Origin of the sequence: Gilliamella sp. CG22, assembly GCF_046635725.1 — a bacterium.
Classification (GTDB): Bacteria; Pseudomonadota; Gammaproteobacteria; order Enterobacterales; family Orbaceae; genus Gilliamella; species Gilliamella apicola_I.
On record NZ_JBIDFK010000004.1, the window covers coordinates 172,815 to 194,981 of the forward strand.

A 22,167-nucleotide genomic window follows, 5' to 3' on the forward strand; every position below is an offset into this window, starting at 1 on the left:
ATACTGTCATATAAAAATGACTGATAAAAGCCATGCAATGATACATGGCTTTCACTATTATGGTTGTGATGATTTATTTTTAATGATCATTTGTACAGGATAATGATCAGAGTAATTATCCGTAAAATCGTCTTTTAAGACTTTAACCTCAATAACGTCGTTTTTTAATGGGGGGGACACATAAATATAATCATAACGCAGCGGTGTTGAAGCTTGATCGTAAAATACTTTGGTTGGCGCTGTCGCAATAAATTCTTTATTTTTAATTTTCAACGCATCAATAAACCCTGCATCCAATAAATTTTGTTGAACGGTATAACTTAATTGTCCATTAACAAGATTTTCTAATATCGGTCTTTTTTTCTGTTTTTCTTTGATATCGTTTAACAAATTACTTTTATCGTAGGTTTCTTTATCCGCAGGTGAAAAAGAGTTTAAATCACCAGCAATAATCCATTTACCATTTGGATCACGGCTATATTTGATAGAATCGATAATTAAATTCATTTCATCAATTCTTTTTTCTGTCCAAAATGGATTCATATGGGTAATAACAAAATGATAGTTGCCAATATCAGCATACAGCGCACCATGCCATAGATTATCCACGACTTTATCAACATTGACTATAGGATATTTTGACGTAATGGCGACAGGGAAAAAAGCGGCATCATCAGGTTTTTCTTTCAATAATACCGCATATTTATGTCCATAACTTGCGGCAAATTTTTCAAGCTTTTCACGAGTAAAAAAATTCATTTCTTGCCAGGCAATAATATCGGCATCTTGTGCTTTTGCCCATTCGATAAATTTCTGTTTTCCGTCTGTTTCGTCTAATTTCATACCATTATAGACATTGTAACTAATGATTTTAAGGTCTTTCACATCGTCAATTGAAGCAAAAACAGTTGAAGTACTTAGGATAAAACTACTGATAATGGCTGCTAATTTTAATTTCCTTTTAATCATAATGATATACCTTTCTTTAATTAAGATTGGTTATTAGTATGAGGTTGATTGAGGTTTAAAAAAATATTTTTTTCTGATTTTTGTGATGTATATCAATATATTTTTATCTAGGTTAGTGTTTTTTATGACGAATCAGTCAGCAATCAACGAAGTATTCCTTATAAAAATAGATTTTTTATTGATTATTGTTTGAAAATTAAGACATAAAATGAGTAAAAATTATTTTATGCCTTAACACAAAAAAGACGAAGTTTAATGCTTATATCAACACTTCAATTCCTTTTATTCTTGCAAGATAACAAAATTCAAATCGCTAATTGATTCGAGTGCATCAGCAATATCATTTAATGCTTCACTATAACCATCACAATTTTTGAAAGCTTCGGTGTTGGCATCGATTATTGTTGATTTAAAATCTTTATAACCCTCACTAAAATCACTTCCTGTTAAGGTTAAAATTTGCTGCCAATTATTGAGTTTTGCTTGAATATCATTACGTCCTTGTTCACAAGCGATAGAATTTAAAGCAATATCAGGAATAGAAAACGCCGGTAATTTGTTTAATTCAGGTGTACGTTCAACAAAACGTACTCTATCTAAAGGTAGATCATAATCATCTAATTCTTCTACATATTCTGGCGCAATTTTCCAAAACTCCGCTTCCCGGTATATTTTTTTTATCGTCGAGAATTTGGTAGAGTCCCTGATCGTTATTTTCTCTGGTACAGGTTTGTCAAGATCATATTTCCACCAATATTCGCTTTGATCAATAAATAAGTCATTTGTCACACTAAGAGGTAACTCTATTTCCTTTACCTTTCCATCATACATTATTGATACAGTGGTCATACTTGATTTTTTGGACATTAGTAGCATACCATAATCGGCAGGTTTCATTTTTTCGTCGATAAAATAGAAGTTCATTATTACGTAATTATTTAATGTTGGATTAATGATATTAAGTTCATTCTTTCGATTGGGTTTTACCAGAATATTTAAAGTTTCTTGGTTATAAACTAGAGTATGTTTACCAAATTCAAAAGAGTAAGCGATCTTTGAAACTGGAGGAATAACGTGTTCAGTTCCATCAATGGTTACTTTTATTTCGTTCGAAGTTGGATTATCGATCATAGTTTGAATTTTACTTGGCACAAAACAGCCGACTAAAGCCAAACTGCAAACAACAATTAAAAAATATTTAATTTTAGTCATTACTTTTATTTCATTTTATCTTTTTTGGGGATTGCGATTTTACCACAATCATATATAAACACCACGCAAAAATTACAAATATTTCATTTATAATCAATAAGATAAATAAATTAAAAAAAGAAAAAATTGTAAATATTGGAATGAATATTCTTAATAAAAAATTAAAAAAAATTTTTTAGATTTAAATAATGTTAAGTGAAAAAAATAACGATTTGTTTAATAGAACCTAATGTCACTTTATAACCCTAAAAAACTTAACATAGCATGATTAGCTGTTATTTAATGGGTTGAAAATAACTTTAAAGCAAAATGGAGCGAAGGTAAATTTCAAATGCTGATAAGATTAAATGATTAGATTTTATAATAAAACCAATATCTTTTATCCACCTAAAGATATTGGTTGTTTTTTAACTATCCTATTTTGGCCAAATAAATCGACCTTTAGCGTCCGGATCTTCTTCAATAAATTTTTTAAGTTTATCGGATTGGTAAAGTTGCTTAACGTCATTTGCCCATGTCGTGTTGAGATCTTCTTTTTTAACGACAACCATTAGCTCTAAATTGGGCGATAATTCTTCTTGAATTAATATATTATCAGCTGGTACTTTACTCAACCATGCCACACCGCCTGGCATAATTGCGTAATCAACTTCGCCGAGTACTCGCGGAATAATTTCTGATAAAAGCGTTTTAAATTTTAAATTATAGCTGTTTTCTATAATATCATTTAAGGTGATTATGCCTGATTGTGTGTCTGGTTTAAGCTTGATCCAACCTATTTTTTGTAACAACAATAATGATCGAGAAGTATTGGAGGGATCATTCGGGATAGCAATGATTTGATTGGATGCAATATCATTGATTGAATGATGTTTCTGTGAAAATAGAGCGGCAGATATGGAAGGAATGTGTACTAATGAGACAAGGTCGTTATGGGTCTCTTTGTTATAGACGTCAAGATAATCTTGATGCTGTGCAGCATTCATATCAATACTCCCTTCAACCAGCGCGGTATTGGCATCTCGCAAAGAACTAAAATTGACCAATTTGACGCTGTAGCCTTTTTTTTCTAATTCGGGCTTAACCACTCGCTCCATTAAAATGTTGTGCATACTAGGGGGTAATCCAACTATGATCTCTTTTTTGTCTGATTGTTTTACGTCTTTGCTTTTGTCTGTGTCACAACCTATCAACACGAGCCCCAATAATATTAAGGTAGGTAAATATAAATATTTTTTCATTATCATTCCTTCTGGATTGTGTTTGCAATATTTACAAAATATAACTCTTTGTTAATGTGTGTTATTTTTATAACGATAGGATATTTAGGATTATAATTATCAAGCTTTCATTTTGATAATACTTAAAGTTTATATCATTATTCGATTAAGATATATAAATTTTCTGTTTAATCGCTGATCTATTTGTGGTTAAATATATTCGTCATTCAGGACGTTCAAATAAATATAAAGGATTAAAAAGCATGAAAATATATATAATCCCCCTCATCTATAGTTGCTTACTATTGACTTTGTTAGGATGTGATAATAAGCAAAGCGATTATAAAATCATCATCAATAATTATATTAATAATGGTCAATATGATGTTGCTCCTCACTCAAAACTGATTAAAAAGCAGCGATTTGAAGGAAGTTATTTTGGTACGATCGAAACGAACGCAGATGGTTTGATCACCTTTTACAATTTGAACGATAAAAAAGTCTATTTTGATTATCAGCAGTCACAATATATGATCAAAAATCAGGAACTTTCAAAATACAAAATTAATGTGGATGATAAACAAAATATTGTTTCGATAACTGACTCATCCGGCAACGAAGTTATCCGCTCAACCTATGACGAACAAGGACGAGTTGTGAAACTTGAAAACAGCATTATTGGTGGTTCAAATTATCTATTTATTAATCAAATTACTTATAAAAATGAATTAGTTGTTGAAAGATACTATGAAATTTTTGATAAAACAGATGAAGCAAATATCGTTCCACTTTACCTCAATAAAAAGCAATACTTTTATAATGCAGAGAAGCAGCTCATTAATAGCGTCGAACATGCTTTTATTGCTCAAAATGGTCAATATGAAAGCAATGAACACAATCAATTAATCCCCACAGAGCAATTAAACTGCGTTTACGATGATCCTAACCAGTATGGTGATTGGACAAAATTATATTGTTTAAACGAACAAGAAGAAACAAAGCGATTTATTTTACGCTCTTTCGAATACTATGACTAATTAAGGAAACAGCAATGAAAAGGATCATTTTCGTATGTGGTTTATCAATCATTCTATTTGGTTGCAATAAAAATGAAAAACTGAGTAATGTTGAGCTCACTAACAACTATTTATTGTTTAGTAGTGTTGAGAATATTCCGTATTCAAAACTGATTAAGCAACAAAAGATTATTGGCAGTGATCGCCAACAATATCTATCAGATGATAAAGGTTTCATTGTCTCAGTTGATATTGATCATGTGAAGATCACAAACGACTATGCAACGAAAAAAAGCCATTTTTCGATAGATAATCAATATGATTTAGATTTAAATATGGAACTGGATGATAAGCAGAATCTTTTGCATTTAGAGGATTTAGCCAAAAAGATCGAATGGTCTTCAACTTATGATGATCAAAATAGAATAATAAAAATCGAACGTATTTCCAATCCATCGACGATCAGTGATATTCAGTATGAAAATGGAAATATTTCTCGAATTGTTAATACTTATATCTTAAAAATGGATTTAGCCAATGTTTACACGTCAAGCGAAGAAAAGATATTTTTATATAACGATAAAAATCAATTAGATAAAGTTATCATTAAATTTTTTGATGACAAAGAGTCCAAACCAACAGAGACAAAAAGATGTTCCTTTTATGGATATAATGAACAAGGTGATTGGACGAAGTCATATTGTTTAAAAATGAATGAGAATTTTACTTATTTTAATTCACGAAAAATTGACTATTAAAAGTGTGCAAATAAGCTAATTTAATATGATTCTCCCTAATACTGGATAATGCTATTAAGGAGAATTGACCTACTTGCTCACTTATAATGCGCCTACAATTCGATGCGGAATATATAACTCTTCAAGATAAGTGATATCCTCTGGGGTTAACGAGACGTTTAACGACCCAACTGCATCATCTAAGTACTTCGTTTTTGTCGCACCAATAATCGGTGAGGTAACACCTTTCGCAAACTGCCATGCTAATGCTATTTGAGTCATTGTTACGCCATATTTTTCAGCAAGTTCATGTACTCTTTTTACTATATTAGTATCGGTTTGTTGGGTACTATCATATTTTTCGATAGCGGTTTTATCCGTTTTACTACGTAACGTATCAGTCGTCCACTCTAATCGAGCAAGACGACCAGCAGCTAAAGGACTATAAGGTGTTAATGAAACATTAAATTGTTTACAAATTGGAATTAATTCTCTTTCATCTTCACGATACAATAAATTATAGTGATTTTGCATCGAGACAAATTTCGTCCAACCGTTTTGCTCAGCAGCAAGTTGCATGTTATAAAATTGGTAGCCATACATCGCAGAAGCACCTAGTGCTCGAACTTTTCCAACTTGAACCAACTTATGTAATGCTTCCATTGTTTCTGTAATTGGTGTGGTATAGTCAAAACGATGTATAATATATAAATCGATATAATCCGTACCTAATCGTTTAAGTGATCCGTCTATCTCTTTTTCAATTGCCCCTTTTGATAAGTGACCGTCATTAAAATAGACTTTGGTGGCTAAAATAACTTTATCACGAGCAATATTTTTTTTGATTGCTTGACCTAAATACGTTTCACTGGTTCCTGCTGAATAAATATTGGCTGTATCAATAAAATTGATACCCAAATTTAACGCATGCTGAATGATCGCTTCACTCTCACTTGGATTAAGTGTCCATGCATGCATTTTACTGGCAGGATCGCCAAAACTCATACAGCCCAAACAAAATCGTGACACTTCAATATCGGTATTGCCTAGTTTTACATATTCCATCATATCCCCTCTTTTTCCCAACCTAATTGTAATAGTGAGCATTGAACATTGTTAAATTTATTCTAAAACGGAATGTCATTGAGATAAACCAGCGATTCTTTTATAGTATCATGAATTAAATTCATCAATACGGTCAATATGCATAACTTTAATGAGCTAAATTATTTTATTATTATCGCTGAAGCAAAGAGTTTTGTTAAAGCGGCTAAATCGTTAGGTGTTTCATCCTCAGCACTCAGTCATAGTATGCGAAATTTAGAAACACGCCTTAATTTAAGACTTTTTAATCGTACCACGCACAGTATGTCTCTTACGGAAGCTGGTGAGCAGCTTTACAAACAATTAGCTCCATTATATCAATCAATTAATGACGAAGTCAGCGCATTAGGACAGTTTCTTAATACACCTTCCGGAACAATTCGAATCAATGCCGCGAGCCTTGCGGTTGAAAGTATTATTTATCCTAAATTAATACCTTTATTAAAAAATTATCCTCAAGTAAAAATAGAAATTGTTTGCGATAATAATTGGGTTGATATTGTTAAGCAAGGATTTGATATGGGTTGTCGTATTGGTGATGATCTTCCTAAAGAAATGATTGCGGTAAAAATTTCAGAACCTTTAACAATGGCTTTAGTGGCAAGCCCCAATTATCTTAAAAATAGAATGATTCCTAAATGTATTAAAGATTTGGATCAGCATCAACTAATTGGTTTTCGCATTTCAGCCCAGCACGCAACAGAATTAACATGGGAATTTACGGATCAAGGACACATCATTAAGTACCAACCTTCATCCCAATTTGCGATTAACAATCATTTACGCAAACAGGCTGCATTAGATGGTTTAGGCATTACCTGGATGGGTAGACCCAATGTTGAAAAACAACTAGCTGAAGGCAGTTTGATAGAATTATTAACAGAATTTGCTATTACTTACGAACCCTTTTACATTTATTACCCTAGCCGAAAAGGACATTCAAATGTATTTAAATTAGTGTTAGATGCATTGAAATACGAATGATTCAATGAGTTGTGGTATCCAATCCCATAATGCATCTTGTACCCATTTGTTGTCCTATTTAAGTCATAAACATATTACGTCAATAGACTAATGATAAAATAAGCGTGAGTTTAAAATGCTCAACCTTATTGATCAGATCAATATATGATCAAAAACAACTCATTTTTTAGTAATGTAATGATCATTATTGCACATTTTATGCACTTTCTTTACTTATTTATGTCATTTGCTTAATTAAATTTAATCAATTAAATTTAATTAGTTAATCATTAATTTCACTATACAGACTACTTTTTCAACTGAATTCAACTCATGCAAACATGATTATTTATCATTTGTCAGCCGTGAGTGCATAAAATCTAATATCCCCCCTACTTTTTAATTGAACAGGAGCTCTTGATGGATTCACAAATATGGGTTTTAGGTGTGTTGATTAGTAGTATTTTGTTAATAGTTATCAGTATTGTAAAATTGAAGCTTCATCCTTTTTTAGCCCTGCTATTATCGAGTTTTTACGTTGGCATATTAATGGGCATGAAACCATTAACAATGATAAGTGCAATTGAAGATGGTATCGGTGGAACACTTGGTTTTTTGGCTGCCGTAATTGGTTTAGGTACGATTCTAGGCAAAATGATGGAAGTATCCGGTGCAGCAGAACGCATTGGGATAACTTTGCAAAAATGTCGTTGGTTATCTCCCGAAGTCATCATGGTATTAGTGGGTTTAATTTGTGGTATCACCCTATTTGTTGAAGTAGGCGTAGTGCTTCTTATTCCTTTAGCTTTTTCAATAGCCAAAAAAACGCAAACTTCGCTATTAATGTTAGCTATTCCATTATGTACCGCTTTAATGGCTGTGCATTGTATTGTTCCTCCTCATCCCGCCGCATTATATGTTACTAATGCTTTAGGGGCAGATATTGGTAGTGTGATTTTATATGGCTTATTAATTGGACTTATTGCCTCATTAGTGGGGGGACCCATTTTTTTACGAATCATTAAAAATAAGATGCCATTTAAAAAAGTCCCTGAAGAGTTTTCTGATTTAAAAGTGCGTACCGAAGACGAATTACCTTCCTTAGCTGCTACGCTGTTTACAGTATTATTACCCATAATATTAATGCTGATCAAAACCACAGCAGAGTTAAATATTGATAAGACTACGTCCTTGTATGCAACGCTGGAATTTATTGGAAACCCTATTACTGCAATGTTTATTGGTGCATTTGTCGCTTATTATGTTTTAGGTCTTAGACGCAATATAGGAATGAGTAAATTATTAAATCATACCGAAAATTGCTTTTCATCTATTGCTAATATTCTGCTAATCATCGGAGCTGGAGGTGCATTTAACAGTATTTTAAAAACCAGTGGATTAAGTGATAGTTTAGCCAATATATTATCGCAATTAGATATGCATCCGATCTTATTAGCTTGGCTCGTCGCCATTATTTTGCATGCTGCGGTCGGTTCTGCAACGGTTGCTATGATGGGAGCCACAGCGATCGTATCACCTATGCTTAGCATGTATCCTAATGTCAGTCCCGAAATTATCACATTAGCAATTGGCTCAGGTGCAATTGGTTGTACAATTGTGACCGATTCATTATTTTGGCTGGTTAAACAATATTGTGGCGCAACAATGACCGAAATCTTCAAATATTATACCAGTGCTACTTTTATCGCTTCTGTCGTTGCATTACTTTGCACATTTTTATTATCAGGTATGATTTAATCATTCAACATAAGGAGTCAAAATGAATCAAATCGAAATTGAATGTCTTATCAAAGATAATCCTTTAGTTGATAAACTGATTAAACTTGAACCCTGTTACTGGTTTAATCCTAATATTACAACATTAGAAATAGGATTAAATTATGTGGGACTTGATCAACAAGATATTGTCGAGGCAAGCAATCGCTTAAAACGATTTGCCCCTTATTTAGCCATTGCTTTTCCAGAAACTTTAGCAACAAAAGGCATTATTGAATCTGATGTAGTTGAAATAGATCATATGAAAACAGCCTTAGAAGCACGTTACAATCAAAATATTGCTGGTAAGTTACTGTTGAAAAAAGATAGCCACTTACCTATTTCCGGCTCAATAAAAGCACGCGGAGGTATCTACGAGGTTTTAACGCATGCAGAAAAATTAGCCATTGAGCAAGGTTTATTATCTTATGAAGATAACTACAGCAAACTGTTTTCTGATGAATTTAAACAGTTTTTCAACCAATATAGTATTGCGGTAGGATCAACGGGTAATCTTGGCTTATCGATTGGTATCATGAGCGCCAAATTGGGCTTTAATGTTAGTGTTCATATGTCAGCTGATGCAAGAGAATGGAAAAAACAGAAGTTACGTTCTCATGGTGTGAATGTGATCGAATATGAAGATGACTACAGCGTCGCTGTCGAGCAAGGTCGCAAAGCCGCTGAGTCGGATCCTAGCTGTTTTTTTATCGATGATGAAAATTCTAAAACCCTTTTTTTGGGTTATTCCGTTGCTGGCGAACGTCTAAAACAACAATTTGACCAAATGGGCATTGTCGTTAACCGTGAAAATCCCTTATTTGTTTATTTACCTTGTGGTGTAGGCGGCGGACCTGGCGGTGTAGCTTTTGGTTTAAAAATGGCGTTTGGTGATCATGTCCATTGTATCTTTGCTGAACCCACCCACTCGCCTTGCATGTTTTTAGGTGTTTATACCGGTTTACACGATAAGATTTCAGTGCAAGATATCGGTATTGATAATCTAACCGCGGCAGATGGTCTGGCGGTAGGACGCGCATCAGGCTTTGTCGGTCGTGCAATGGAACGTTTGTTAGACGGTTATTATACGTTGTCAGACCAAGAGATGTATGATTTATTATCTTTACTCAATCAAACCGAAAATATTCAATTAGAACCTTCGGCTCTTGCTGGTATGAAAGGCGCTATCATAGTAAATCACGATTTACAGTATCAGCAACGTCTGCAATTAACACCGCAACAACTACAACATGCTACTCATCTGGTTTGGGCAACAGGTGGCGGAATGGTACCAGCAGAGGAGATGCAAAAATATCTTAATGCCGGCGCCAACTAACTAACCATGGCAGATAAATATCAAATGATGATATTTATCTGTCATGAAACGCATGCTTATTATTCTTTAACACATCAACATTATTTTATTCACAGTAAAATAAAACGAGAGCCTAGCGACTTAATCTAAGCGATGATAACAGATAACAGAGTTTAATAAACGCAAATAAGCTGACATTGTGGCACGATATTCTGGATTTGGTGATAGATCGGCATGATAAAATAAAATCCAAATCACTTAGATATTCCTTATCATGTGTGCGAATAAAGATATAAGAAGAGAATATAAGGATAAGTCGACGATATTTAAAAAGTATGATTAACTTTTTAGGAAAGTATTGCTTTCAAATTAAATGAATTATTTTTGTAATATTTGCTTATTTTTTAAAACGCTGTCAAAGTCAGCTGCAAATATTTATCGCAGGAACTGTTATCGTCAAAACTGTTGTAGCAAGAACGAGTTTATGGATTGAATTGGTGCCAGTGGTCGGACTCGAACCGACACGCTTTTAAGGGCGGCGGATTTTGAATCCGCTGCGTCTACCAATTTCGCCACACTGGCATTAGAAGTGTAAATAAGTAAACGTTGGCAATTATACTAAGCTTTGCAATAACTGCAACTGATATTATGATAATGTGCTTTGAATGCCTAAAAAATCAACTACCAACGACGCTTCCACGCCGGTAATTTTTTCAAAATAGTATAAGCAGTTTGTTTTGCTATCGAATAGTCAATATTATGGTTATTGGCATACCGTAAAGTTACTTCATGCCATTTTTGGTCAAAGGTTTTCATGGTACCATCCTGATTGGCACAATATTTACAATAATTTTTAGATAGATCATGCAAAGGATAATCAGCAATTGAAGTCATTGGCATGCCACATGCAATACACATTTTCATTTTTAAAATCTCGATTAAATTAACTATTGTGATTAAATCTTACCTAACCTAATGCCTAAAAATCCTACTCTGACTAAGTCAAGATTACAAGATATTGTATGATAAAGCGCATAAAATTATTCTATTAAATCAAGCTCAACTTGTGATGAGCGTTGTTTAGACTGAGATTTTTGCTGAAGCATGGCTAAATAACGACGCTTATAAGCACGTTGTAGACACAAACGTAATACTTCCTTTTTTTGTTTATCAGTATAGCTTAACCAGCTGAAACGTTCTTCTCTTGACCGATAACAGCCTATACAATACCCTTGTTTATCGGTTTCGCAAACACGCTTACATGGACTGGGTATATCAAAAAATTCAATCTGATCCAATACGTTATATTTCCTGTAAACAAATAATATATGTTAGTTAATGCCCTTTTAAACCAAATCCTTTGCACAGAATTTTAAAGCAATCATCACAATCATGTGTTGATGCATTGAGTAATGTTTGGGTTGGTGCATGAATCAGTTTGTTGGTTAGCCTACGTGAAAATTCAGCAAGTACATCTTCAATATTCTCACCTTGCCGAAATGCATTTAAAGCTTTTTCTTCTTGTTCACGTTGTATACTTTCAGCATTTTGACGATACTGTTTTACATAATCAATCACAGAACGCGTTTTTAACCAATCTAAAAAATGTTCAGCTTGCTCTCGAATAATGTGTTGTGCTTCTTGAGCTGCTACCATTCGTTGTTGTAGATTGTTCTCAATTGTTTTTTGCAAATCATCGACCGAATAAAGATGAACATGGTCAAGTTTACTGATCTCTTCTTCTACATCTCGAGGAACCGCTAAATCAATAAACAGCATTTGACGGTTATTTCTTGCCAATAAACTTCGCTCTACCATTCCTTTACCAATAATAGGTAGCGGACTCGCTGTTGAACTTATGACAATATCTACATTTTTAAGACGATTTGCAATATCAGGTAAAGAGATAATTTCGGCATCGATAAGTGCGGTTAGTTTAAGGGCTTTTTCTCGAGTTCGATTAGCTACAATGACATGATTGAATCGATGAGGTTTTAAATAACGAGCAATAAGTTCAATTGTATCACCCGCCCCAACTAACATCACATTTAAATTTTGCGTTGTTTTAAATAGATTTCGGGCTATAAGACAAGCGGCATAAGCAACGGAAGCCGTGTTTGAGCCTATTTTCGTTTCTGTTCGTACTATTTTCGCTACACGAAATACCGTTTGAAATAGCTTCTCTAATTTGAGTGACAAGCTATTATTTTGCTGGGCATAACAATAAGCTTGTTTAACTTGACCTAATATTTGGGGTTCTCCAAGCACCATTGAATCAATACCACATGCAACAGACATTAAGTGTTCAACTGCCTGCTGTCCTTGTTTCCAATAAAGCATGTCGTGATAATGTTGAATGTCAATATGATGAAACTGCCCTAGCCAGCTTTCTACAGATTGTTTTAAGCTTAAATAGTCAATTTGGTGCTCAAAGCTAAGATAAATTTCTGTGCGATTACAGGTTGATAAGATCAGACATCCTTCAACTAAAGGGTGTTGATATAAGCTGTATAATGCTTTATCAATAATTTCATTGGGAAAAGCGAGTTTTTCTCTCAGCGACACGGGTGCCGTTTTATGATTGACACCTAATATAGTGATTGACATTGCAATTTTCTTATATAATTGTTTGTAAGATATGACGATTTATAGCACCTTTATAAAAGGTTATTATACATGAAAATTTGAAAACGTTAATTTCTCATTACCTTTTTTATTCTTTTAATAATCAGTTATAATGTTTTACCTATTATTGATTAACATTGAAGAGGCAATTATGTTTAAATTTAAATACGCTTTGATCTTACTGCCTTTGTTACTTACAGCCTGTCAAGTTACCAAACATAAAGACACAGCAACCATTGAAGAACAATGGCAACTTCACCAACAAGATCTTAAGCAAATAAATGCATTTCAAGTTAATGGAAGTATTGCTCATTTTAGTGAAAACTCTCGAAGTTATGGACGTTTTTTTATTGTTCAAAAATCGATAGATCGTTATGAAATCAAACTTACTACACCTGTTGGAACCAACATTTTAACACTAATTGCAGAACCAAATTATGCTGAAGTGATCGACAAAAATGGCAAGCATTATACTGATTATAATGTTGAAAGTTTGATGAATAAAATCGCCAGGATCGATGTGCCTTTAAATTCATTACATAATTGGCTTAAGGGATTTTCTAACGACAGTATCAACGATAAAATCGATAATTCGGGGCGTTTAGCATCAACCGAATTTTTGCAACAAGACAAAAAGTGGCTATTAAAAATATCGAATTACATGACGAAAACTTTTAATAATAAATCGGTAGATTTACCCGCAATGATCGAACTTAATCATGATAATGAACGAGTACGCTTAAAAATTGATAATTGGATTTTACGGTAATAAGGATTTTTCATGTATCAATGGCTTTCACCCGCTAAATTAAATTTATTTTTATATATTGCTGAGCGTCGTCCTGATAATTATCATAATTTACAAACACTATTTCAATTTATCGATATGAGTGACAGATTATCTTTCAATCTTCGTGAAGATGATAAGATTAATCTAGTCACTCAATTTAGTGATATCCCTTCAGATAAAAATTTAATTACTCTCGCTGCCCAACGACTAAAATCTTATACTGGTCGACATGAGTTAGGGATTGATATTGCGATTGATAAAATAATTCCTATGGGTGGTGGGCTGGGTGGCGCATCATCGAATGCCGCAACGACGTTAGTTGCACTTAATCAATTATGGAATCTTAATTTATCACGCCAAACATTGATTGAGATTGGTCGTAATATCGGTGCCGATGTACCAATTTTTATCTATGGTCACACAGCATTAGCACAAGGAATTGGCGATCAGTTGCAATCGGTTGAATTTCCGGAATATTGGTATTTGGTCACCTACCCTAATACTGCAATCTCAACAGTCAAGGTGTTTAACGATCCTGATCTTAAGCGAGATACACCTGTTCGAAGCGTTAATGAATTGCTATCCTTAGATCAATTTAGTAACGATTGTGAAGTGGTGGTGCGCAAGCGTTATCCAAAAGTAAACGCAATCATCACTCATCTTTCGCAATTTGCTCCAACACGATTAACTGGCACGGGCGCTTGTGTTTTTACGCAATGTCAATCAAAGGCAGAAGCCGAAAAGCTACAAGATACGTTGATAGACTTTGATGTAAAAAGTTTTGTGACTAAATCGTTAAACAATTCTCCGCTTTATAGCAATTAAATCAAAATTTTCATTCACGGTTATTAACCCTTAACGAAATGGTTAAGGGATTTAATATTATTGTTCTGAATCATTTAATCCACAGAATCACTAGGAATCACATACAAGCGTCGATTATAATATTCAACACAGTACAAACCTTGATAAGTTTTATACCCCTGCCGAGATAATCTCGATTTTAACCATGCTTCACTTTTACCCAAATCCTCTAAAACATCATTTCTTGGTTTTTCATTTTCTAAGACGATAGCAGAAATATCTTTATCCCCTTTTTTAACGACCGTTAATTGTCCATTAGGCTCCAAAATCGCTTTTTCAACAGAATTGATATTAAAGACATTTTTCATCCGCAATAGTACGGCAAAGCTTGATATATCCAGATTTACTGATGTGAAAGCATCCAACTTTATTTTGCCTTTATCCATTAATACGATCGGATTACCAACAATAAAGGCTTTGGCATTTTGGCTATTTTTTTTCAGATAATTCGAGGTGTACATTATTGCCGTCCACATGAGTAATACAATTAAAAAATCATAAACGGTTAATTTAGGGTTATAAATAATACCGCCTGCAATACCACCCAAAATCATGTTACCAATAAAATCGATACTCGACATTTGAGACAATGATGTTTTTCCGGTAATTTTTAAAAACAAAATAATGCAAATAAAGACAACCAATAATTTTAAGGCAATGACTAAAAAATCATAGTAATTCATTTTAGTATTACTCCAATAATTTATTGAACGATATGCATAAAATAGTAATCTTTAAAAGGACTGGAATCGTATTAAATATTTAAAGTTAGAAAAGAGAGTATTAATAATTTAACGTTAGAAATGAATCATAAAGTATAGTTAAGGCATTGTATCACAAACTTTTCAGATAAAACTGCGCTTTTTACGATTACATTATCAATTTAACAGTTTAATGTTTTATTGCGATGATAACGCAACGTAGAGAATGAAGTTTTTACCAGATATGTGTAAATCGATGACAATATTCCGCTCATTGTTTTATAACAATTAAGGATGTAATACACCATCACGAATATAACTTTAGTAATCAATAATATTAACGCATTGATTTAAACAATCGTATTTTGACTAACATTTTAAATAATCACATTTTTTACCTATTTGATTGATAATTTAATAAAAACGATTTGGTCTATGTAAAGCTTGCCAGAAAAAAGCAAATTCATCTTTTCATTCAGATAATGTTTTATAAATCGAGCAGGTATAACTTTACTAACTATTACCGTTTATGAGACAATCTGTGTTGTATTATCCTATTTTTAACCAAGTAATAGCATTATTTATAATTTTTTACGATTATCAATTGAAGTTATTTTCTAACTTAATATAGGAAAAATAAAAATGAGACAAAATCAAACTGATCTGGCTGCTCTATTTTTACGTATTGCTTTAGGTGTGATGTTTTTGGTTCATGGTTTCACTAAGTTACTCGTCTTTACACCCTCTGGTACAGCACAATATTTTGAATCACTTGGATTTCCCGATTTTGTTGGTTATATCGCCATTGTCTTTGAAATTGGTGGCGGTGCATTACTGTTAGTTGGTATATTAACTCGTGTCATTGCTATTTTAGCCATTATTGAATTACTCATTATCACCGTTATCCATTTTAATAATGGATGGACATTCAGCAATACCGGTGGTGGTTGGGAATACCCTGCTTTTATGGTCATTACCGCTTTCAGTCTTGCACTATTAGGCAATGGTCGTTATAGCGTTTTAGGTCAAAAATATTCTGAACTTATTGAATAGTAGTTTGAATAAATCGTTTTTATTGATGCAATAATTGATTAGGAAGATATCATAAACATAAACGATATCTTCCTGAAATATACTCAATAAAATAAACTTATTTCGTTTATTTTGTTGGCAGTATTAAATAATAGAGAGTCTTTCCTGCGCCTTTGACATTCAATCAAATCATTCAGTCTTTTTTAAAATTTAATCTATCTTCTTTTGTATGAACTCATGACAATTGATAACGTTTGCAAATCCTGCCAATGCTGACATAAAGCTATAATGGACTTTTTTAGCAGGGATGATTTCATCATTAAATTCAAGATCACGGGTTGTACATGCATCATGAATTAATATCGTTTGATAACCAAGTTCATTGGCACATCGTGTAGTTGAATCCACACACATATGGCTCATCATGCCACAAATGACCAGTTGTTTGACTGAGTGTTGTTGTAATTTTTGGTGTAAATCAGTAGTTGAAAAAATTATCACCCCATAATCACGCTGAAAAATATACTCTATAAATTTCGAAAAATTAAGATGATATCCGATTGGGATAGGAATAATTTATACGCTATTGAAACAGAATTTAAATTTACAAAAATTTAATAAAAAAACAAAAAAACAGTTGCGAGCAGACTTTTTATGTTATATTTTGTTCAAAAATTAGATTAATAAATCAACTTAATGGTTTTTATTTTATGAATTGTTTTTGCGCTTTTATTACTAAACATCATCATCACCATCATTCCTGAATAGTCTTCGGGCGATTGGTGCTGGAAGACATTTGGTCTTCCGGTGATATCGCGAAAGCAAATAGAAAACCCTCGGAAGATCAAACTTCCGAGGGTTTTTTGTTTGTGGTTTATAAATTTTTTGGATAAGTTGGAGAATAATATGTTGGATAATTCGCGTTTACGCATTGCGATGCAAAAATCTGGTCGTTTAAGTGATGAATCAAAAAAATTGCTGGCACAGTGTGGCATTAAAATCAATCTTCAAGAACAACGTTTAATCGCATTTGCTGAGAATATGCCAATCGATATTTTACGTGTTCGTGACGACGATATTCCCGGTCTGGTTATCGACGGTGTGGTCGATATTGGTATCGTGGGTGAAAATGTTTTAGAAGAAGAAGTACTTGATAGACAAGCAGAAGGGCAAAATCCTCAGTACAAAAAATTACGTCGTTTAGATTTTGGTGGTTGTCGGTTATCCATTGCTGCCCCGCGCGATTTCGATTATACCGGCCCTGAATGTTTAAATAATTTGCGTATTGCCACCACTTATCCTCACCTACTTCGTCGTTATCTTGCTGAATACAATGTGACATTTAAAACTTGTTTGTTAAACGGTTCGGTGGAAGTTGCCCCTCGAGCAGGATTAGCTGATGTAATTTGTGATTTAGTTTCAAGTGGCGCCACCCTTGAGGCGAATGGTTTACAAGAAATCGAAATTATCTATCAATCCAAAGCATGTTTAATTCAACGACAAGGCGAAATGCCACCAATTAAGCAAGCGCTGATTGATAAAGTCATGACACGTATTCAAGGGGTAATCCAAGCTCGCGAATCCAAATATATTATGTTACATGCCCCAACACAGGTATTAGATCAAGTGGTTGCCTTGTTACCGGGTGCTGAAAATCCAACAATATTACCGCTAACTGGCGAACAAAATCGAGTCGCATTACATATGGTTAGTAGTGAATCGCTATTTTGGGAAACCATGGAAAAGCTAAAAGCATTAGGTGCAAGCTCAATTCTTGTATTACCAATTGAAAAGATGATGGAGTAAAGCATGAAACTTTCTTATTGGCAACAATGTTCAGAACAAGAACAAACCGCTTTATTGACTCGTCCAGCTATGACTGCATCAGACTCAATTAGTCAATCTGTTGCAGATATTTTAGATCAAGTTAAGCAATATGGTGACGAAGCGTTAAAAGCCTTAAGTAACAAGTTTGATAAAGTTCAAATTAATCAGATTAAATTAAGCAACAGTGAAATTAAAATGGCAATCGATCGGGTTAATCCTGATTTAAAACAAGCTATGCAATTAGCTGTTGGCAATATTAAAAAATTTCATCAAGCGCAGGTTAAACAGACAGTAACTGTTGAAACAATGCCCGGCATTACATGTCAACTTGTAACCCGACCAATCAATTCAGTTGGGCTCTATATTCCAGGGGGATCTGCTCCGTTGTTATCTACCGTATTGATGCTTGCCATACCTGCTAATATTGCAGGTTGTCGCAAAGTGATACTGTGTTCACCCCCACCAATAGCGGATGAGATCTTATATGCCGCTGAGCTGTGTGGCGTTACCGAAATTTATCAACTAGGTGGTGCCCAAGCTATTGCTGCCATGGCATTTGGTACACTGTCTGTGCCTAAAGTAGACAAAATTTTTGGCCCCGGTAATGCTTATGTAACAGAAGCAAAACGTCAGGTTAGCCAACGCCTTGATGGTGCTGCAATTGATATGCCTGCGGGACCATCCGAAGTGCTCGTTATTGCAGATAGTTCAGCCAATCCTGCATTTATTGCTGCTGATTTGTTATCACAAGCTGAACATGGTCCGGATTCACAAGTTGTACTTCTTACTCCTGATGAAAAACTGGCTCAAGCAGTATCATTAGAAGTCGATAAGCAGCTTGCACAATTATCACGGCAAGCTATTGCCGAGAAAGCGTTGCAAGAAAGTCGACTTATTGTCACTCAAGATTTAGAACAATGTGTCGCAATCAGTAATCGTTATGGGCCAGAACATTTAATCATGCAAACCCAAAATGCCGATGAACTTGTCGAGCAGATAACCAGTGCTGGCTCTATTTTTCTTGGTGACTGGTCGCCTGAATCAGCTGGCGATTATGCGTCGGGTACTAACCATGTATTACCGACTTATGGTTACACTGCTACCTACTCCAGTTTAGGATTAGCTGACTTTCAAAAACGAATGACAGTTCAAAAGTTAACACCTGATGGGTTAAAAGCCATTGGTAACGCAGTAGAACTAATGGCGCAAGCAGAACAACTCACAGCACACAAACAAGCAGTTACATTGCGTTTAGCAGTATTAAATCAAACGAATCAAAGGTAGGTATAGCAAATGGATATTAATCAATTAGTGAGAAAAAATGTACAAAAATTGACACCCTACCAATCCGCCAGACGTATTGGCGGTCAAGGTGATGTTTGGCTTAATGCGAATGAATACCCTGTTGCGCCACATTTTGAGTTAACACAGCAAACACTAAATCGTTATCCGGAACCGCAACCACAGCAAGTGATTAGGGGCTATGCTCAATATGCCGGTGTACAACCCGATCAATTACTTGTCAGTCGAGGAGCAGATGAAGCAATTGAACTTTTGATGCGAGCATTTTGCGAGCCTGAACAAGATAGTATTTTATATTGTCCGCCGACATATGGTATGTACCAAGTTAGTGCTGAAACATTGGGTATAAAAACTAAGATCGTTCCTACAACAAAAGATTGGCAACTCGATCTTAACGGTATTGAACAAAATCTTGAGAATGTTAAGTTAATTTATGTCTGTTCACCGAATAACCCCACTGGTAATTTAATCAACGCTGAAGATATTAAATCCCTGCTTAATATGGCCCAAGACCGTGCTTTAGTTGTTATTGATGAAGCTTATATTGAATTTTCACCACAATCATCGGTAGTCAGCTGGCTAACTAATTATCCACACTTAGTGATTTTACGGACTTTATCTAAAGCATTTGCATTAGCAGGGTTACGCTGTGGATTTACGATTGCGAACAAACCCGTCATTGATACTCTACAAAAAGTGATTGCCCCTTATCCATTAGCCACACCTGTAGCGGATATTGCCGCACAAGCACTGAGTAAAGACGGTATCAATACGATGAAGTTAAATGTTCAATACATTAACAATCAAAAACAGAAATTTGCCGATCAACTCTCCCAATTATCCATAGTTGAAAAAGTTTACCCGAGCTGGTCTAACTATTTGTGTGTTAAATTTCAAGATGATAAAGATGTCTTTAATAACCTTTGGAATCAAGGAATTATTTTACGCGATCAAAGTAAATCAATGGGTCAAAAAAACATTATACGCATTTCCATTGGTACTCAAATTGAATGTGATGCGGTTATAACAGCACTAAAAACGATAGAATAGGAGTCATCATGTTACAAAAATATTTATTTATCGATCGGGATGGTACCTTAATTACTGAACCACCTATTGATTTCCAAGTTGATCGTTTTGAAAAACTTGCTTTTGAGCCTAATGTCATACCGGCGTTACTCAAACTACAAGCCGCAGGCTTTAAATTGGTCATGGTGACCAATCAAGATGGACTAGGAACCAGTCGCTACCCACAAGCTGATTTTGACGGTCCACATAATCTAATGATGCAAATCTTTCAATCACAAGGCGTGAACTTTGAAGAAGTACTTATCTGTCCGCATTTTCCTGAAGATAATTGCCAATGTCGAAAACCCAAAATTCAATTAGTGCTACCTTATTTGTCTAGCGGTAAATTAGACAAAACCAATAGTTATGTTATAGGTGACAGGGTCACAGATATGCAAATCGCTGAAAATATGGGAATTAATGGACTCCATTATCACCCAACACATTTAAATTGGAGCGAGATTGCGCAACGATTAACCACAGCCGATCGTTATGCAAAAGTTGAACGACACTCCAAAGAAACCAACATACTGGTTGAAGTTTGGTCAGACCGACAAAGTGGAAGCCAAATCAATACTGGCATTGGTTTTTTTGATCATATGCTTGACCAAATTGCGACCCATGGAGGAATTAAGCTTAATATCCAAGTTAAAGGTGATTTGCATGTTGATGATCATCATACTATTGAAGACACAGGACTTGCTTTAGGCGAAGCGTTGAAAATTGCCCTTGGCGATAAACGAGGTATTGCTCGCTATGCGTCGGTAATTCCTATGGATGAATGTTTAGCGAAATGTTCAATGGATATATCTGGTCGTCCTTATTTGAAATTCAATGCGCAATTTTCTCATCAAAAAGTGGGCGATATGAGTACACAAATGGTTGAACACTTTTTTTACTCCATAAGTTATGCCATGGGTATTACCCTACATATCGAAACCGAAGGCGATAACGATCATCATAAAGTGGAAAGTCTATTTAAAGCTTTTGCCCGAACTTTAAAACAAGCGATCAAAATCGAAAGTGACAGATTACCCAGTTCAAAAGGAGTGTTGTAATGAACATTGTGATTTTAGATACGGGTTGCGCTAATCTTTCTTCAGTTAAATATGCGATTGAAAGATTAGGATACCAACCTATTATCAGTCTGGAACCTGATATCGTGCTTAACTCTGATAAGCTTTTGTTACCGGGTGTTGGTTCAGCTTCCGCTGCAATGCAGAAATTAAAAGAACGCAACTTAGTCGAGCTTATTAAAGTGTGTACTCAACCTGTTTTAGGTATTTGCCTTGGCATGCAATTATTGGCACAGTACAGTAATGAAGGTCATGTTGATACATTGGGAATAATAAACGAAAAAGTCATTAAAATCCCCGATTGTGGACTACCACTGCCTCATATGGGGTGGAATAAAGTCTACCCGAAAGCCGGACATCATCTATTTCGAGATATTCCAGATGGTGCTTATTTTTACTTTGTTCATGGATACGCGATGCCATTATGCTCAGCAACTATTGCAGAAACCAATTACGGCGAAAACTTTACCGCTGCCGTGCAAAAAGACAACTTTTACGGTGTACAATTTCATCCCGAGCGTTCTGGCTTAGCCGGTGCAAAATTGCTCAAAAACTTTCTGGAGATGTAGT

22 protein-coding genes, 1 tRNA gene and 1 other annotated feature are annotated in these 22,167 nt (G+C 34.5%); of the genes, 13 read left to right on the forward strand and 10 right to left on the reverse strand.

All coding sequences use genetic code 11. From position 1 onward, the window contains the following. Positions 1 to 57 precede the first annotated feature (57 nt). The 3 genes from ACGH46_RS05405 to ACGH46_RS05415 all read right to left on the reverse strand — a co-directional run bounded on the left by ACGH46_RS05405 (position 58) and on the right by ACGH46_RS05415 (position 3,422). Positions 58 to 969, reverse strand: a complete 912-nt coding sequence (locus tag ACGH46_RS05405) for an endonuclease/exonuclease/phosphatase family protein (protein WP_220215092.1) — start codon at positions 967 to 969, stop codon at positions 58 to 60. A 282-nt stretch (positions 970 to 1,251) separates the two neighbouring features. Further along, positions 1,252 to 2,181 carry a hypothetical protein gene (locus ACGH46_RS05410; RefSeq protein ID WP_411604602.1) on the reverse strand — a complete coding sequence of 310 codons (930 nt, stop codon included), beginning with the start codon at positions 2,179 to 2,181 and terminating at the stop codon, positions 1,252 to 1,254. A 416-nt stretch (positions 2,182 to 2,597) separates the two neighbouring features. Continuing rightward, positions 2,598 to 3,422 carry a MetQ/NlpA family ABC transporter substrate-binding protein gene (locus ACGH46_RS05415; RefSeq protein ID WP_411604605.1) on the reverse strand — a complete coding sequence of 275 codons (825 nt, stop codon included), beginning with the start codon at positions 3,420 to 3,422 and terminating at the stop codon, positions 2,598 to 2,600. 242 nt (positions 3,423 to 3,664) lie between these two features. On the opposite strand from ACGH46_RS05415, the gene ACGH46_RS05420 reads away from it, so the two are divergent. Next, on the forward strand, positions 3,665 to 4,438 hold the full coding sequence (locus ACGH46_RS05420; protein ID WP_411604608.1) for a hypothetical protein: 774 nt from the start codon (positions 3,665 to 3,667) through the stop codon (positions 4,436 to 4,438). Positions 4,439 to 4,452: 14 nt separating this feature from the next. Then, positions 4,453 to 5,175: a hypothetical protein gene (locus ACGH46_RS05425; RefSeq protein WP_411604610.1), complete on the forward strand. Its 723-nt coding sequence runs from the start codon at positions 4,453 to 4,455 to the stop codon at positions 5,173 to 5,175. An 81-nt stretch (positions 5,176 to 5,256) separates the two neighbouring features. Here the strand turns inward: ACGH46_RS05425 and ACGH46_RS05430 are convergent, their stop codons facing one another. Beyond that, positions 5,257 to 6,219: an aldo/keto reductase gene (locus ACGH46_RS05430; RefSeq protein WP_411598955.1), complete on the reverse strand. Its 963-nt coding sequence runs from the start codon at positions 6,217 to 6,219 to the stop codon at positions 5,257 to 5,259. A gap of 138 nt (positions 6,220 to 6,357) precedes the next feature. Here ACGH46_RS05430 and ACGH46_RS05435 point away from each other — a divergent pair, with 138 nt between their 5' ends. The 3 genes from ACGH46_RS05435 (at position 6,358) to dsdA (ending at position 10,333) form a co-directional block, all read left to right on the forward strand. Next, positions 6,358 to 7,242: a LysR family transcriptional regulator gene (locus ACGH46_RS05435; protein WP_411598639.1), complete on the forward strand. Its 885-nt coding sequence runs from the start codon at positions 6,358 to 6,360 to the stop codon at positions 7,240 to 7,242. A gap of 399 nt (positions 7,243 to 7,641) precedes the next feature. Beyond that, on the forward strand, positions 7,642 to 8,979 hold the full coding sequence (gene dsdX / locus ACGH46_RS05440) for a D-serine transporter DsdX (RefSeq protein WP_267350849.1): 1,338 nt from the start codon (positions 7,642 to 7,644) through the stop codon (positions 8,977 to 8,979). Between the two features lie 22 nt (positions 8,980 to 9,001). Continuing rightward, positions 9,002 to 10,333, forward strand: a complete 1,332-nt coding sequence (dsdA, locus tag ACGH46_RS05445; RefSeq protein ID WP_411604613.1) for a D-serine ammonia-lyase — start codon at positions 9,002 to 9,004, stop codon at positions 10,331 to 10,333. A 474-nt stretch (positions 10,334 to 10,807) separates the two neighbouring features. On the opposite strand, the gene ACGH46_RS05450 is transcribed toward dsdA, so the two are convergent. The 4 genes from ACGH46_RS05450 to hemA form a co-directional block, all read right to left on the reverse strand. Continuing rightward, positions 10,808 to 10,894 (reverse strand) — tRNA-Leu (locus ACGH46_RS05450). A 99-nt stretch (positions 10,895 to 10,993) separates the two neighbouring features. Then, a complete protein-coding gene (locus ACGH46_RS05455) occupies positions 10,994 to 11,236 on the reverse strand; it encodes a zinc ribbon domain-containing protein (protein WP_267350809.1) in 243 nt (80 codons plus the stop codon). Positions 11,237 to 11,352: 116 nt separating this feature from the next. After that, a complete protein-coding gene (locus ACGH46_RS05460; RefSeq protein ID WP_267380314.1) occupies positions 11,353 to 11,610 on the reverse strand; it encodes a DUF1289 domain-containing protein in 258 nt (85 codons plus the stop codon). Between the two features lie 37 nt (positions 11,611 to 11,647). After that, complete coding sequence (gene hemA, locus ACGH46_RS05465) at positions 11,648 to 12,919, reverse strand: glutamyl-tRNA reductase (RefSeq protein ID WP_411604615.1); 1,272 nt, start codon at positions 12,917 to 12,919, stop codon at positions 11,648 to 11,650. A gap of 169 nt (positions 12,920 to 13,088) precedes the next feature. Here hemA and lolB point away from each other — a divergent pair, with 169 nt between their 5' ends. Both lolB and ispE read left to right on the forward strand, forming a co-directional pair. Further along, complete coding sequence (lolB, locus tag ACGH46_RS05470; RefSeq protein WP_267380317.1) at positions 13,089 to 13,706, forward strand: lipoprotein insertase outer membrane protein LolB; 618 nt, start codon at positions 13,089 to 13,091, stop codon at positions 13,704 to 13,706. A gap of 12 nt (positions 13,707 to 13,718) precedes the next feature. Further along, positions 13,719 to 14,552, forward strand: a complete 834-nt coding sequence (gene ispE, locus ACGH46_RS05475; RefSeq protein WP_411604618.1) for a 4-(cytidine 5'-diphospho)-2-C-methyl-D-erythritol kinase — start codon at positions 13,719 to 13,721, stop codon at positions 14,550 to 14,552. 74 nt (positions 14,553 to 14,626) lie between these two features. On the opposite strand, the gene ACGH46_RS05480 is transcribed toward ispE, so the two are convergent. Next, positions 14,627 to 15,274 carry a DUF421 domain-containing protein gene (locus ACGH46_RS05480; RefSeq protein ID WP_220215102.1) on the reverse strand — a complete coding sequence of 216 codons (648 nt, stop codon included), beginning with the start codon at positions 15,272 to 15,274 and terminating at the stop codon, positions 14,627 to 14,629. 660 nt (positions 15,275 to 15,934) lie between these two features. Here ACGH46_RS05480 and ACGH46_RS05485 point away from each other — a divergent pair. Continuing rightward, on the forward strand, positions 15,935 to 16,345 hold the full coding sequence (locus ACGH46_RS05485) for a DoxX family protein (RefSeq protein WP_220215103.1): 411 nt from the start codon (positions 15,935 to 15,937) through the stop codon (positions 16,343 to 16,345). Between the two features lie 189 nt (positions 16,346 to 16,534). On the opposite strand, the gene ACGH46_RS05490 is transcribed toward ACGH46_RS05485, so the two are convergent. Further along, positions 16,535 to 16,825 (reverse strand): isochorismatase family protein, encoded by a 291-nt coding sequence (locus ACGH46_RS05490; RefSeq protein WP_411604621.1) that lies wholly within the window; start codon positions 16,823 to 16,825, stop codon positions 16,535 to 16,537. A 241-nt stretch (positions 16,826 to 17,066) separates the two neighbouring features. After that, positions 17,067 to 17,192: a sequence feature (His leader region), on the forward strand. Positions 17,193 to 17,230: 38 nt separating this feature from the next. Between ACGH46_RS05490 and hisG the strand changes: the two genes are divergently transcribed. Genes hisG through hisH form a run of 5 tightly spaced genes read left to right on the forward strand, consistent with a single transcriptional unit; the run spans position 17,231 to position 22,166 of the window. Further along, positions 17,231 to 18,130, forward strand: a complete 900-nt coding sequence (gene hisG / locus ACGH46_RS05495) for an ATP phosphoribosyltransferase (RefSeq protein ID WP_220215105.1) — start codon at positions 17,231 to 17,233, stop codon at positions 18,128 to 18,130. Between the two features lie 3 nt (positions 18,131 to 18,133). Next, a complete protein-coding gene (hisD, locus tag ACGH46_RS05500; protein ID WP_411604624.1) occupies positions 18,134 to 19,435 on the forward strand; it encodes a histidinol dehydrogenase in 1,302 nt (433 codons plus the stop codon). A 9-nt stretch (positions 19,436 to 19,444) separates the two neighbouring features. Then, positions 19,445 to 20,503 carry a histidinol-phosphate transaminase gene (gene hisC / locus ACGH46_RS05505; RefSeq protein WP_411604627.1) on the forward strand — a complete coding sequence of 353 codons (1,059 nt, stop codon included), beginning with the start codon at positions 19,445 to 19,447 and terminating at the stop codon, positions 20,501 to 20,503. Positions 20,504 to 20,511: 8 nt separating this feature from the next. Next, entirely contained in the window at positions 20,512 to 21,579 is a 1,068-nt protein-coding gene (hisB, locus tag ACGH46_RS05510) for a bifunctional histidinol-phosphatase/imidazoleglycerol-phosphate dehydratase HisB (protein ID WP_411604629.1), read from the forward strand. Then, a complete protein-coding gene (hisH, locus tag ACGH46_RS05515; protein WP_220215109.1) occupies positions 21,579 to 22,166 on the forward strand; it encodes an imidazole glycerol phosphate synthase subunit HisH in 588 nt (195 codons plus the stop codon). The genes hisB and hisH overlap by 1 nt, the downstream gene beginning before the upstream one ends. The last annotated feature ends 1 nt before the right edge of the window (position 22,167 follow it).

What these genes read in the sequence shown, in the direction of transcription:
- ACGH46_RS05405 (WP_220215092.1), bottom strand. Translation starts at nt 969, where the DNA reads ATGATTAAAAGGAAATTAAAATTAGCAGCCATTATCAGTAGTTTTATC.
- ACGH46_RS05410 (WP_411604602.1), bottom strand. Translation starts at nt 2,181, where the DNA reads ATGACTAAAATTAAATATTTTTTAATTGTTGTTTGCAGTTTGGCTTTA.
- ACGH46_RS05415 (WP_411604605.1), bottom strand. Translation starts at nt 3,422, where the DNA reads ATGAAAAAATATTTATATTTACCTACCTTAATATTATTGGGGCTCGTG.
- ACGH46_RS05420 (WP_411604608.1), top strand. Translation starts at nt 3,665, where the DNA reads ATGAAAATATATATAATCCCCCTCATCTATAGTTGCTTACTATTGACT.
- ACGH46_RS05425 (WP_411604610.1), top strand. Translation starts at nt 4,453, where the DNA reads ATGAAAAGGATCATTTTCGTATGTGGTTTATCAATCATTCTATTTGGT.
- ACGH46_RS05430 (WP_411598955.1), bottom strand. Translation starts at nt 6,219, where the DNA reads ATGGAATATGTAAAACTAGGCAATACCGATATTGAAGTGTCACGATTT.
- ACGH46_RS05435 (WP_411598639.1), top strand. Translation starts at nt 6,358, where the DNA reads ATGCATAACTTTAATGAGCTAAATTATTTTATTATTATCGCTGAAGCA.
- dsdX (WP_267350849.1), top strand. Translation starts at nt 7,642, where the DNA reads ATGGATTCACAAATATGGGTTTTAGGTGTGTTGATTAGTAGTATTTTG.
- dsdA (WP_411604613.1), top strand. Translation starts at nt 9,002, where the DNA reads ATGAATCAAATCGAAATTGAATGTCTTATCAAAGATAATCCTTTAGTT.
- ACGH46_RS05455 (WP_267350809.1), bottom strand. Translation starts at nt 11,236, where the DNA reads ATGAAAATGTGTATTGCATGTGGCATGCCAATGACTTCAATTGCTGAT.
- hemA (WP_411604615.1), bottom strand. Translation starts at nt 12,919, where the DNA reads ATGTCAATCACTATATTAGGTGTCAATCATAAAACGGCACCCGTGTCG.
- lolB (WP_267380317.1), top strand. Translation starts at nt 13,089, where the DNA reads ATGTTTAAATTTAAATACGCTTTGATCTTACTGCCTTTGTTACTTACA.
- ispE (WP_411604618.1), top strand. Translation starts at nt 13,719, where the DNA reads ATGTATCAATGGCTTTCACCCGCTAAATTAAATTTATTTTTATATATT.
- ACGH46_RS05480 (WP_220215102.1), bottom strand. Translation starts at nt 15,274, where the DNA reads ATGAATTACTATGATTTTTTAGTCATTGCCTTAAAATTATTGGTTGTC.
- ACGH46_RS05485 (WP_220215103.1), top strand. Translation starts at nt 15,935, where the DNA reads ATGAGACAAAATCAAACTGATCTGGCTGCTCTATTTTTACGTATTGCT.
- hisG (WP_220215105.1), top strand. Translation starts at nt 17,231, where the DNA reads ATGTTGGATAATTCGCGTTTACGCATTGCGATGCAAAAATCTGGTCGT.
- hisD (WP_411604624.1), top strand. Translation starts at nt 18,134, where the DNA reads ATGAAACTTTCTTATTGGCAACAATGTTCAGAACAAGAACAAACCGCT.
- hisC (WP_411604627.1), top strand. Translation starts at nt 19,445, where the DNA reads ATGGATATTAATCAATTAGTGAGAAAAAATGTACAAAAATTGACACCC.
- hisB (WP_411604629.1), top strand. Translation starts at nt 20,512, where the DNA reads ATGTTACAAAAATATTTATTTATCGATCGGGATGGTACCTTAATTACT.
- hisH (WP_220215109.1), top strand. Translation starts at nt 21,579, where the DNA reads ATGAACATTGTGATTTTAGATACGGGTTGCGCTAATCTTTCTTCAGTT.